Source organism: Lacihabitans lacunae, from assembly GCF_042649125.1.
Classification (GTDB): Bacteria; Bacteroidota; Bacteroidia; order Cytophagales; family Spirosomataceae; genus Leadbetterella; species Leadbetterella lacunae.
This window is the reverse complement of sequence record NZ_JBHRYQ010000001.1, coordinates 3,244,298-3,256,847: the sequence shown is the minus strand read 5'-3', so window position 1 is coordinate 3,256,847 and position 12,550 is coordinate 3,244,298. Positions and strand designations below refer to the sequence as shown.

Genomic DNA, 12,550 nt, shown 5'->3' with positions numbered 1-12,550 from the left:
TTAAGATTTTAAAATTAATTCGGCCCCTTTTTCGGCTATCATGTAGGTTGGGGCGTTTGTATTTCCAGATACAATGGTAGGCATCACCGATGCATCTATAACCCGAAGGTTTTCGATGCCATGTACCCGCAGCTGAGCATCTACTACCGCGGTGGCTGGGTCTACGCCCATTTTGCAAGTGCCCACAGGATGATAAACGGTTTCAACCTGCTTTTGGATGTGATCCCAGAAGGCTTCGTCCGAAGTTCCGAGCGGAGGGGTAATTATTTTCTCTAAATAGGGCTTAAAAGGCCCAGAGTTTAATACTTCCCAGGCTATTTTTCCAGACTCTATCAATAGTTTTCTGTCACTTTCTTCTTCCAAAAAATTTGGCTGAATCTTAAGATGGTCGGAAGGGTTTTTGCTTCCAAGTGAAACTGTTCCTCGGCTTTTTGGTCGAAGCAAAGTAGGCAATATAGTGAAACCATCTGTTGTCGGAAAAGTGCTGATGTCATACAAGTCAGCTTTATAATCATTTCCCAAATGAATTGACGCAAAATGGAACTGATAATCTACGCGGTCGGGACTTTGAGATGACCTTCCAAATGCCACCCCTTCGAGCGGGCCAATGGTCAGAGCTCCTTTTTTTAAAGCAAAATACTCGATTAAATCAAGAACCTGATTTAAGGGTTTTACATGATGGTTTTGACCTTTTTGAATATTCGAAAGGCCACTTACTGCATAAAATAAGTGGTCTTGTAGGTTTTTTCCTACACCCGGAAGTTCTTTTTTAAGTTCTATTCCAAATGAGTTGAGTTCTTCTTTTTCTCCTATGCCCGACAGCATCAAAAGCTGCGGTGAAACAAACGACCCTGCTGAAAGAATTACTTCTTTGTTGGCCATTATTTCTTGTGGAGGCCCGTTTTTTATAGAGGCTATTACGCCAACGGCTTTATCGTTTTTGATAATTACCTTTTGAACCTGTGTGCTGGTAAGTACTTTTAGGTTTTTTCGGTGTAGCACCGGTTTCAAAAACGCGTCAACGGCACTGTGTCTTTTGGCATTTTTTATGGTAAACTGAAACGCACCTACACCTTCTTGGTTTTGACCGTTGTAGTCGGGGTTTTTATAAAAACCTTGCGAGGTACATCCTGCAATAAATGGATCTATAAAAGGTGTTTTGAAGCCTTTGGCATATTCTACATGAAGTTCGCCGTGGTTGCCATGGAAGGCGTCTTGGTGGTCTACGTTAAATTCTGATTTTTTAAAATAGGGCAGCACATCTTGGTAGCCCCAGCCTTGGCAGCCTTGGTTTTCCCAGTCGTTATAGTCTTGTTTGTTGCCTCGCACATATGCCATTGCGTTGGTTGAGGAGCAGCCCCCCAATACTTTTCCTCTGGGGAGGTATATTTTTCTATTGTTTAAGTGCTTTTGAGGCTCTGTCCAAAACCCCGCATCTACTTTTGTTCGGTGCAATTTGGCGTAGCCTGCTGGTATATGAATCTCGGGCTTGGAGTCTGGTCCGCCCAACTCAATCAGCAATACCGATACCGAAGGGTCTGCGGATAGTCTATTGGCCAGCACGCATCCGGCACTTCCGGCACCCACCACGATGTGGTCAAATGTCATAATTTTAAGGTCTTTTAGGTTGTTGAAATATCTACAAACTAAACGCTTGGAATGCCTAATTTGTGCCTTGAAATTACACTATTTTTTCTACAAATAATTTACTTTCTATGTTTTTGATGAAAAACGCTGCATTCAACGTAAGCATATTCACGATTGATATTCGAGAAAGAAAAATGCTCATATTGCTGAGATTTGGTTTTAAAACAGCGTTTCGATTAAACGCCGTTTTAAAACATAAAAAACGAGTGACTTATTTACTAGGTTTCACTTTCAATATTCTGAATCCTTTTGCTGGAACTACCACGCTGTTTTTGAAAGTTTCGTTTTCTAAAACCTCAAAAAGCTCTGCATTTTGAGGCACCAACTCTTTATATTTATCCAGATTGAGCGTAACTTCTTTTGAGTTTTTATTTAAAACAATCCAATACTTATCGTTTTTATCAAACCTAAAAAAGCTGTAGATGCCACCTTCAGGGGCAAAATGAACCATTTTTCCGTTATAAATGGTCGGAGTGTTTTTTCTCCAATTCAATAGTTTTTTGGTAAAAGCCAAAAGGTCTTTTTGAGAATCGTTTAGGTTTTTATTTTCAAAAACACTCACAGAATCTCCGGCCCAACCGCCTGGAAAATCTCCTCTGATTTCGCCGTGACTGTCAGATTTTGGGTTGGTCATGCCTATTTCCGTTCCGTAGTATATTTGCGGTATTCCACGTGTGGTAAGCAAATACGCCAAGGCCATTTTCATAAGCTTCGGGTCTTCTTTTATTTGGGTAAAAAAACGGCTCATGTCGTGGTTGTCTAAAAACACCACGAGGTTGTAAGGGTGAGCATACAAAAAATCATCTGTCAGTGTCTGGTATATTTTTGTTAGCCCCATTCCCCATTGAGCGTCATCTTCGTTCATCGCGTCTGATATTGCTTTTTGGTGCGGAAAGTCCATTAGCGAAGGCAAGTTAGACACATAGCCGTCGGTGTTTACTTTTCCTTTTTGCCAATACGAAACCACCGAAGGTTTCATAGACCATTCTTCGCCCACCATGTTAAGGTTTGGATATTCGTCTATCAGGGCCTTTGACCATCGGGCCAAGAAATCTTTTTCGGAGTACGGATATGTATCTATCCTGAGTCCGCTCAGGTTGGCGTATTCTATCCACCAAATGGTGTTTTGAATGATATAGTTTGCCATAAACGGGTTTCGCTGATTGAGGTCTGGCATAGAAGGCACAAACCAACCCCGCACCTGTTTTTCTTTGTCAAAACTAGAGGCGTGTATGTCTTGGTGGGTTTCGCGGGCGTGGTTGGTAGAGGTAAACTTGCCTTCGTTGTTTATCCAGTCTTTTGAGGGTAGGTCATGCATCCACCAATGCTCCGAACCGCAGTGGTTGAGTACCACATCTCTGATGAGTTTAAGGTTTAGATTATTCGCCTTTTGTGCCAATTCTAAATATTCTTGGTTGGTGCCAAAGCGTGGGTCAATCTTATAAAAATCAGTGATGGCATAGCCGTGGTAGCTCTGTTTGGGCATATTGTTTTCTTCGAGAGGCATGGGCCAAATCGTAGTAAAACCCATGTCTTTTATATAGTCCAAATGCTTGCTTATGCCTTTAATATCACCTCCGTGGCGGCCGTATTCTTCGTTTCGGTTAGGTAGGTCTTCGTAGTTTTTTATGCCGTCGTTTGTTGGGTCACCGTTTGCAAATCTGTCTGGCGTAATTAGGTAGATTACATCAGAAGCGTTGTAGCCTTGTCTGTTTGCGGAGTTTTGTTGACGAGCATTTAGGCTTAAGTTTTGGGTTATTTTTTTTCCTTTTGAATCAGAAAAAATAAAGGTGACATCCCCAGGTTTTGCGGTAGAAGAAATTTCTAAGTCTAAAAACAGGTAGTTGGGATTTTCTACTTTATTTACTTTCGTTATTTTGACACCGGTATAGCTTGTGCTCGGTTTAAAATCCGAAATGTTGACTCCATGAACGAGTACTTGAAGTTTTGGGTTTTTCATGCCTATCCACCACGAAGACGGCTCAAAATGCTCAACCTGCTGGGCTTGAGATAAGGTAGAAAACAAAACGAGGCTAAGGAATAAAAATATTTTTTTCATGTTATTTTAAAACTTTTGCAATGACCAAACCGTGTAACTTTTTGCGGGCGTAGTGATACTCACTCTGCCGTTTGCGTCTGTTTTTATGGTTTGAGATGCATTTCCGGTGTAATCATATAAGGTGGCGTTGTTCCATTTGGTGGCCACTTGCTGAGTTTTGGGTGCGTTTCCGTTGTTGATGGCTACTACTAGGCCGGGTACTTTGGAGTCGCCGTTTCGCTGTGCTACGTAATATTCTAAATCTGCAAAAAGTACGCTCAACGTGCCTGTTGCGAGTGATCTATTTATGGTAATCAGTTTTTCTAGCTTTGGTTTAGAGAGTTGGGTCTCGTAGTCTAAGTAGAATATGCACGGATAGCCAGGGTGTGTCAGTATGTAGGCGTATGCCAAAAGTTTGTTTTCAGCAGAGCCAATTCTGTTTCCTTGGTTGGTTTCTTTTTCGGTGTCGTGGTTGGTTACGAAGGTTACGGCGTGCTCGGGGTCAACTCGCAAAAGCGAGTTCCGGTCTTTGAGAATGCTCATATTTGAGCCGTCTATGGCTTGCTCTAAATTATAAAATGCCGCAAAGTCAAAGGCTCGGCTACCGGTTTTGTCTACCCACGACTTGAGGTAGTCGGTGTTGCCGTCCCATGCTTCTACCACCGCAAAACCTCCCACTTCGGTGAGCCATGCTTTTATTACAGATGGGTCAAAACCCTTGACGTAGTCGAAACGCCAACCGTCAAACTTCATGGTGTTTTTGTAGTATTTGGCTACTGAGTTTTCGTTTTTCCAAAACCAGTTTTGTACTTCGGGCTGTTCGTGACAAAGGTCTTGCTCTTCAAAAAAAAGTGCTTCGGCGTCTTTGGCGTGTATGTTGTTTGGGTGAAATAGCTTGGCGGTGCGTGGGAAAAACCCCGATTTGGGTTGAAAAAGCGTATAGGTGTCTTTGTTTCGAAATGGATTAAACTCAAGGCTGCCGCCGCTGTTGTGGTTGAGCACGATGTCTGCTATTACGTCAATGCCAGCCGAATGTGCGGCTGTTATTAAACTTTGGAGTTCGGTTTTTGAGCCAAATCGTGTTTCGGTAGTTCCCATTTGGTCAAAATTTCCGAAGTCAAAATAGTCCATTGGGTCATAGCCCATGGAGTAGCCACCTGACATGCCTTTAGATACCGGTGGTAGCCAGATTCTGTCTACTCCTATTTTTTTCCAAGCGGTTACTTTGCTCGAAATGGTATTCCACCAGTCGCCGCGAGGCTCCACGTCCCAGTAAAAGCCTTGCATCATGACACCTTCTGGTCTCAGGTATTGTGTCAGGTCTGTTGGGGTAGTGTCTGCGGGTGTTTGTTCTGCTTTTTGGCAAGCCGATATTACTATCAGCACTAAAACTGTGGCCCCAATTTTACTTAATATTCTACGCATAGTTAACTGTATTTTCTGTTCTTTTTTTGCTGGTTTTGGGTGCAAACTAAAGACTTAATTTTTTATGTTTTCATGTGCTGTGTATTGCGTCAGGGATAGTAGTGGAGCTCTTTTGACTGGCCTTGGCCGACAAAAAGCGGGAACGAATAGCCCGACCCCTTGTGGGTGACGCCCTAATGCATAAACTGGGTTTAAAAAATCTGCACGAAGATACTCCGTGCAGATTGTGGCTTTCCTATGATTTTTTCTCTTTATTTCTTTTTGATGGTATAGGCCGGTTTGGCTTTCGAGAAGTCGAGGGTAATGTCGTAGGTACCTGCGGTAACTAAGATATTTGCTCCGTTTACTTCCAGTGTGCCGTCGGCTCCGTCATCGCCGTAGTTTAGGCCCCAGTCGCTGTTTGCTCTAAACTTGATTTCGCCTGTTAGGAGTTTAATGTTTTTGGCTACCCAAATTCCCTTGGTGTCGAAATCTTTGGTGAAGTTGCCATAGTCAGGTACAAAAGTGAAGTCAGGAGTGGCTCCCCAGTTGTTGTATCCGCTACCTACCACGCCCCAAAGGTTGGTGATTTTTTGAACCGAAATTTTGTTTTCGGTAAAGCTTACGGTTATCAGGTAGTTGCCTTTTGTAGCCACAAGGTTTGCTCCGTTTGCGTCAAGTGTGCCGTTTGCTCCGTCGTCGCCGTAGTTTACGCTCCATTCGGAGTTTTGTCTAACTTTAAATTCGCCGTCTTTGAGTGCTACAACTCCTCTCCATTGGTCAGAGTATGGGTCGTAAGTTAGGGGAGCATCAGGAGTGGCACCCCAATCATTAAATGCACTTCCTACTATTCCCCAGCTATATTTTTCGATTTTTACGGTAAGGGCGGTTTCGTTAAAGGTGATTTTGTAAGTGCCTGCTTTAGAAACGATGTTGTCGCCACCTGCTTCAAGTTTTCCGTCGGCTCCGGTGTCGCCGTAGTTTACGCCCCAATCGTTATTTTTTCGGATTTTAAACTCGCCGTCCTTTAGGGTTACATACGATACGTATACACCTGCAAGGCCGGTTTTGTAAAAAGGAGCATCAGGCGTGGCACCCCAGTCGTTAAATGCACTACCCACTACGCCCCATGGGGTAGAAAGGTCAAGTTTGTCTAAATATGCGGTGGCATTTAGATCCGCAATGGGCGACGAAAGTATCACTTTTTCGCTTAGTTTGGCTTGTACTTTTACGTCTAGATTGCTGGCGGTGCCGGGTGCTAAACCTAGGTTTAAAAGTATAGCATTTAGTTCGGCCCCTTTAAAGCTTTTGCTAAGTTGAGACCCGCTGGCGTAGCTATATGCTTTAGAGAAATCACCACCTTTTTTGTCTAAAAGTATGGTATATGTAGGTCCTGCGTCATATCCAAAGTCTGGTTTTAACCACGAAATGGTCAATACGTCGTTGTTTTCTTTATCTTTGGTAAGTACCACATTGGGTGCTGAAAGAGACACTGCTGGTGCAGCAGAAGAGTTAAGTACTGCCTGTATTTGGTCTTTTTCGCACGAGGTCATTAACATTAATGCCCCTACGAAAACCGCTATATTTTTAAAAATATTCTTCATGTTTTTTGTAAGATTAAAAAATTAATACCCTGTGTTTTGTTTTAGATTTGGATTGGCCACGATGTCTGCCGACGGAATTGGAAATAGGTTTAAGTATTCAGGCACAGTTTTGCCTTCTTTTACCGCTCCTTTCCAAGGCCATAGATACGCCGCTCCCGTAAACTTTCCGAAACGGATAAGGTCAGTTCTGCGGTGTCCTTCCCAATACAACTCACGAGCTCTTTCGTCTAATATGAAGTTTAAGTCTATGCTCGTAATGTTACCCGAGGTATTTCCATAGGCTCGCTCTCTTAGTTTATTTATATAACCAACCGCTTCTGCTGTGCTGCCACCGCCGCCTCTAAGTACTGCTTCGGCATACATGAGGTACACGTCTGCTACTCTAAACATCGGGAAGTCGGTGTCGGGAAAGTTGCCTTCTATGTCAGAACCTTTAGCTCCTGTAGAGGTTACGTTTTTGTATTTTGTAATAGCGTAGCCGTCGTTAAACTTAAATAAGTCGTCTATTTCTAAGTTTTGGTCTTGGGTATAAAACATGGCCCTTTTGTCTTTTGCTCCGGTAGCATCAGGAAACTTTTGCACGATGTTTTTGGTGGTTCTAACACCGCCCCATCCGCCGCCGATACCGAACTCAGCAGGGTTCATAGAGCCTCCAACGGGTGCGTGGACTAAGAAAGTCATGCCGCCCCAAGTTTTGGTATTTAGGCCGTCAAAAGTAATCGGAAATATGATTTCTTTTGATTTGTTGTTATCAGCTAAGAATAGGTTCGCATATTTTGACTCTAGTGTATATCCGGCGTCGATTACTTTTTTGCTGTAGGTAAGTGCTTCGGTATATTTCTTAGTGCCTGTGTATACTTCGGCGTTCAGGTATAGTTTGGCAAGTAAGGTCCAAGCAGCTGCTTTGTCGGCTCTTCCGTATTCGTTTGTCATGGGAGCGGTAAGCTCGGCATCGATAGCTTTTAGCTCAGACTCTATGTAGGCAAAAAGCTCAGCTCGTGTGGTTTGTTTAGGAAGAAAAGACCCCACAGCGTCTGCTTCGGTTACGAAGGGCACGTTGCCAAACATGTCTAATGCATGGTAATAGCTCAATGCTCTCAGGAATCTTGCTTCGGCTCTGTAGGTTTTTATTTCTGATCCTGACACTCCTCTTTCGGCCAGTTTAGCGTCTGTAGTTTCACGAATAAACTCGTTTGTAAGGGTAATTTGATAGAAAATACGGTTATACATGGCCGTTACGAACTCATTTGAGGCTGTCCAATCCATATCATGGTAGTCGCGGAGGTTACCGTCGTTCCAACCAATAACTGACTCGTCGGTTGTGAGCTCTTGTGCTTTCCAATATTGGCGAAGGTAGGTAGAAAAACCCTCGTCTATACCGCTAATGTCTGGCTGACCTGCAGGGCCTTGCTGCCCCGAAACCGCGAAGCCGGCATACATTTTAGCTAAAATTTGTTTGTAACTCGCAGGGTCTTTGTAGACTGTAGCTGAAGTTACTTCAATAAATGGTGTACGGTCAAGGTCGTTTACACACGACTGGCTGATGCCAAGTGCTGCCACCAAGAGACCTATTTTGCTTATATTTTTTATGTTTCTCATTGTCGTTCTTTTTTTAGATTAAAAACCAAGGTTTAGTCCCAAAGTAAATGTGCGAGGTCTTGGGTAGATGTTGTTGTCTATTCCTCCTTGAACCTCTGGGTCAAGGCCTGAGTATTTGGTTATCACAAAGGCGTTTTGCACGTTGGCAGACACGGTGGCGTCTATCTTGTTTTTGATTCGGCCAATTCTGTATCCGAGGTTAATGTTGTCTGCTCTAAAGAATGAAGCGTTTTCTAAATAATAGTCGCTGAAATACTGAGAGTTTTCGAAACCTGTAACGGTTGCGTTTCTTACCACATTGTTTAAGTAGGCATTCGAACTTGTTCTGAAAGTACCTGCGGTAGAGTTTAGGTTGTTATACATATAGCCACCTATGCTTCCTCTGGTAACAAAACCTGCGAACCACTTTTTGTAGGTAAACTGTGACGAAATACCGAAGTAAAAATCGGGCTGAGGAGATTTGTATCTCGCCAGGTCAGAGGTGTTAACTACGCCATCTTGGTTTTTGTCTACATAAACGCCTTCGAGCGGCTTGCCGTTTTCGTCATATACTTGTTGGTATAAGAAGAAACTGTTTGTCGGGTAGCCTACCGTGTGAATTTGAACGGTGTTACCCACGCCACCTGATATGCCGCCTACTAATATACCCGGGAACGTTGGGTTTGGCACCTTGGTCAAATTTGTAATGGTGTTTATGTTTCGTGTGATGTTAAACGCTAAGTCCCAGTTAAAGTCTTTGGTATGAATAGGGGTAGTGTTGATGTTAAACTCAATACCCTTGTTCTCGATATTTCCTACGTTTGTTAATATTTGGTTTGTCAAGTTTGAACCTGCCGGAACGGGTATTACACTTAACAAATCCTTGGTTTTTCTGTAGTAGTAGTCCACACTTCCAGAAATTCTAGCCGTTTTAAGTGCCCAGTCTATTCCGGCATTTAGGGTAGTGGTTTCTTCCCATTTAATGTTGGCGTCATAGCCTTCAGGTCTTAGTGTGTTATAAAACTTGCTGCCAAATTGGTAGCCTGCGGTAGACTGACTGATGGTGTATTTTGGTAAATATGGGTAGTCGCCCAATACATCTTGCTGACCCGTTACACCATAACCTAATCTAAGTTTTAGGTCAGATATGGTATTTGAATTTTTCAAGAAGCCTTCGTCTGATATTTTCCATGCAAATGCTGCTGATGGAAATAAGCCCCAACGGTTTTCGGGAGAGAACCTCGATGATCCGTCTTTACGAAGTGTAACGGTTAATAAGTATTTGTCTAAAAGTGAGTAGTTTGCTCTTCCAAAAAACGACACCAAGGTGTTTTGTGTTTTGTAGAAATAATCTAAAAATACGTCTCCGGCTATGTTTTTTTCTAAATTAGAATTATCCTTTAAAAAGTCTTGGTACGAGTAACCGCCCATTACGTCTATTTTGCTTCGTATGCCCGGAAGTTCTTTTACGTAGTTCAAATAAAACTCTAAGGTTTTGTTGGTTTTATTTTGATCATACACATTGTTTGTGCCGCCTCTAGCAAACGACATCCCTACATTGGCAGGAATAGCCACAGAGCCGTTGCTTCTCGAAATATCATATCCAAGGTTAAGGTTGGCTCTAAGTTCTGGTAAAAAGTGGAATTTGTAATCAAAAACTACGTTTCCGATACTTCTCAATACATCCGATCTGTCATCTCTTAACATTAGCTGACCAAGTGGGTTTAGGGTAGCTAAGGTATTTGGTTTTCCGGTAGAAGGGTCAAGCCATTCGTAGTATCCGCCTAGTGTTTCGCTTCCACTGTAAATAGGTTGCGTCGGGTCAAATGACACCGCAGCCCCAATGGCTCCTGTGTTTGCAAATCTGTTGTTTGATTTTGAGCCTTTTAGGTTTACGTCTACTTTTAGGTGTTTGTCAAGAAACGTTGGCGATAAACCAATTGAAGCTGAAGTTCGGTCCATATTTGAGGTTTTCAAAATACCGTTTTGGTTTAAATAACCAACCGAAATACGGTATGGCAAATTGCCCTTTGTGCCGCTGATGCTTAGGTTGTTGTCTGTAGTTAGGGCGTTTCTGTATATCTGTTTTTGCCAATCGGTGTCTGCAGTATCTAAGTAGCTTTTCATGGTAGTGTTCCCTTTTTCGGTCACCAAAGCCGCAAATTCGCTTGCCGAAAGTACGTCTACATACTTCACCGGTGAAGCTGAAGAAAACTGCGTGCTGAAGTTAATTTGTGGTTTTCCTTTCGCTCCTTTTTTCGTGGTAATCAAAATCACACCGTTAGAGGCTCTGCTACCATAAATGGCCGTTGCAGAGGCGTCTTTCAGTACCGTAAAAGTCTCTATGTCATTCGGGTTTATCATCGCCAATGGGTTTGATGCTCCGCTTATACCAGAGTTGTCTAGTGGCATTCCGTCTAATACGATGAGAGGATCGTTGTTGGCGTTTAGCGATGAGCCTCCTCTGATTCTTATAGTACTGCCTGAGCCAGGTGCTCCTGAGTTTGAGGTGATTTGTACACCTGCTATTTTACCCGATACGAGTTGTTCTGGAGAGGTTATTTGTCCTTTGACAAAGTCTTCTGAACTAACCGAAACTACGGAGCCTGTTAGGTCGCGTTTTTTCTGAGATCCGTATCCGATCACCACTACTTCACCCAGCACAGAGGCGTCGTCGGCCAAGGTTACGTTTATGGTGGTTTTGTTTCCAATCACCACCTCTTGGGCTATTTTTCCTACAAAGCTAAATACCAAAACTGACTCGTCGTTAGGTACGTTTAGTTTATACATACCCGATATGTCTGTTTGGGTACCTATGTTGGTGCCTTTAACAGACACTGTTACGCCAATCATTTCGGACTTGTCTTGTCCGTCTGTTACTTTTCCGGTTACAGTTTTTTGAGCAAAAGCGGCATTGCTCCAAGCAAAAAACATAAAAGCCACTAGGCCCAAGGCCCTCATCGTTAAGCTTTTAGTTTTTAAACTTTGATTTCGTTTGTTTTTTTGCATTTGAAATAAAATTTAAAGTTAAAGTATTGAAATATTAAAAGGTTGGTTTAAAAAACTTGAATACAGGAAGGGCCTCATTTCCATTGCCAGCATCAAAAAAAGCGGCATTTTCCCAGTGTGAACCCACACCCCATTGAGTTTTGCATTTGGTGCTTATCCAGGCAGGTTCCCAATAGACTATACCTGATGCTCCTGCTTTTTGGGTGATATTTTTTAAGTCTATCATGAAGCTTAGTTGCCCTTCGGGCGAAATGGGATATTTGGCTATTTGAGCACCAGCGTCTAGCATGTTATTGGCTGGGTCATATTCTTTGGTAGAGTAGGGGTAACCCGTTTCTACGATCATCACTTTTTTGTTATATCTGCTCTTCAGGTCGCTAATGGTTTGCGAAAGTTTCTCGAGGTCATAAGTTGACCATTTTGGGTAATAGCTTAGGCCAATCCAGTCGTAGTTTCCGATTTGGTTTTTTAGTGCGTCGGCAAACCACGCAGGGGCGTTTTCGGGCTGAGCCACATGCAGCATTGACTGTATATGTAAGCCAGTAGATTTATTAAAAGCCTCGATGGCTTCAATGCCCTTGTTTAGCAAAAAAGCATTTCGTTTCCAGTTGATAGGGCCGTTTGAGGCGGAGTCTGGGTGTTGAATAACGCCAATGTTCGTTTCGTTTCCTACCTGTACTATCTCCGGCGTTAGGTTTTTAGCTTTTAGCTGATTTAATGTTGATAAAGTGTAATTATAAACGGAGTCTCCTAAAACCTGAAGTGATGTTATTTTTTGCCAGGCACGGGGCATTATTTGTTTCGACGGGTCGGCCCAATTGTCAGAATAATGAAAGTCCAAAAGGATGGCTTGGTTTTCTTTTTTAGCCCGCCCAATGGTTTTTTCCACATCTTCTATAGATGAGTAATTCCCAAATTCTGGCGTATGCCAAAGCCTTACTCGAACTATGTTTGAGCCCTTGTTAGCAAAAAACTCAAAAGGGTCTACCACCTTGGTGTTTTCACGGTAAACACCGCCGCAGTCTTGCATCTCATTTACATAAGAGAGGTCTGCCCCCAAATAAAAATCTGGCGACGGACTGGTTTTTTTTATGCAACTAGTAGCAACTACCAAAAGCAATGAGGCACCAAGGAGCAGAGTTGAATTTTTGAAATTAGTATTTTGCACTGATTAAATAATATTATTTTCAGTCACAAAATTAGGGCACTAGAGTATGGCGGTCGCCCCAATTGGTATTTTTCTAATAAATAAAATAAATTTTTATATACT

The 12,550-nt window shown here is 42.7% G+C and carries 7 protein-coding genes; all 7 read right to left on the bottom strand.

From position 1 onward, the window contains the following. Nucleotides 1-1,608, bottom strand: a complete 1,608-nt coding sequence (locus ACFOOI_RS14170) for a GMC family oxidoreductase (protein ID WP_379838654.1) — start codon at nucleotides 1,606-1,608, stop codon at nucleotides 1-3. A gap of 250 nt (nucleotides 1,609-1,858) precedes the next feature. After that, nucleotides 1,859-3,706 (bottom strand): glycoside hydrolase family 13 protein, encoded by a 1,848-nt coding sequence (locus tag ACFOOI_RS14165; RefSeq protein WP_379838653.1) that lies wholly within the window; start codon nucleotides 3,704-3,706, stop codon nucleotides 1,859-1,861. A gap of 6 nt (nucleotides 3,707-3,712) precedes the next feature. Further along, nucleotides 3,713-5,110: an alpha-amylase gene (locus ACFOOI_RS14160; RefSeq protein ID WP_379838652.1), complete on the bottom strand. Its 1,398-nt coding sequence runs from the start codon at nucleotides 5,108-5,110 to the stop codon at nucleotides 3,713-3,715. 251 nt (nucleotides 5,111-5,361) lie between these two features. Then, nucleotides 5,362-6,693: a SusE domain-containing protein gene (locus ACFOOI_RS14155; RefSeq protein ID WP_379838651.1), complete on the bottom strand. Its 1,332-nt coding sequence runs from the start codon at nucleotides 6,691-6,693 to the stop codon at nucleotides 5,362-5,364. A gap of 21 nt (nucleotides 6,694-6,714) precedes the next feature. Continuing rightward, nucleotides 6,715-8,292: a RagB/SusD family nutrient uptake outer membrane protein gene (locus ACFOOI_RS14150; RefSeq protein ID WP_379838650.1), complete on the bottom strand. Its 1,578-nt coding sequence runs from the start codon at nucleotides 8,290-8,292 to the stop codon at nucleotides 6,715-6,717. A gap of 18 nt (nucleotides 8,293-8,310) precedes the next feature. Further along, entirely contained in the window at nucleotides 8,311-11,232 is a 2,922-nt protein-coding gene (locus ACFOOI_RS14145; RefSeq protein ID WP_379838648.1) for a SusC/RagA family TonB-linked outer membrane protein, read from the bottom strand. An 82-nt stretch (nucleotides 11,233-11,314) separates the two neighbouring features. Continuing rightward, on the bottom strand, nucleotides 11,315-12,448 hold the full coding sequence (locus tag ACFOOI_RS14140; protein WP_379838647.1) for a glycoside hydrolase family 53 protein: 1,134 nt from the start codon (nucleotides 12,446-12,448) through the stop codon (nucleotides 11,315-11,317). Nucleotides 12,449-12,550 lie beyond the last annotated feature (102 nt).